Annotated in this window: 1 pseudogene; it reads left to right on the forward strand. The window is 48.7% G+C overall.

From position 1 onward, the window contains the following. Positions 1–503 (forward strand): annotated as a pseudogene (locus KQP79_RS25835) (AAA family ATPase); the annotation flags it as partial.

Genomic DNA, 503 nt, shown 5'->3' on the forward strand with positions numbered 1-503 from the left:
AAGGCAACAGATACTTATAAAACACCTCCTCAGATTATATGGGTTGATAATTCCAGCATAGCCACATTGGGCAACTTCAGTGCTTCTACGGGTAAGGCAAAGGCGAAAAAGACCTTCAACGTGTCTGCCTTGGTGGCTGCATCACTCTCCAACGGTAAGGTTCTTAACTATCGAGCCAGTCTGCCAGAGGGAAAGCGCAAGATACTGTATGTAGATACCGAGCAGAGCCGCTATCATTGTCATAACGTGCTGGAGCGCATCCTGAAGCTCGCCGGTCTGCCTACAAGCATCGACAACGAGAATCTGGACTTTATCTGTCTGAGGGAGTACACACCCTCCGTCAGGATAGAGGTCATAAACTATGCGCTTGCCCAAGACCAAAGCTATGGACTGGTCATCATCGACGGAATCAGGGACCTGCTTCTCGACATCAACAATGCGGGAGAATCGGTCGAGGTCATCAACAAGATGATGGAATGGTCATCAAAGTATGACCTGCACAT

Origin of the sequence: Bacteroides sp. DH3716P, assembly GCF_025914115.1 — a bacterium.
GTDB classification, from domain to species: Bacteria; Bacteroidota; Bacteroidia; order Bacteroidales; family Bacteroidaceae; genus Bacteroides; species Bacteroides ovatus.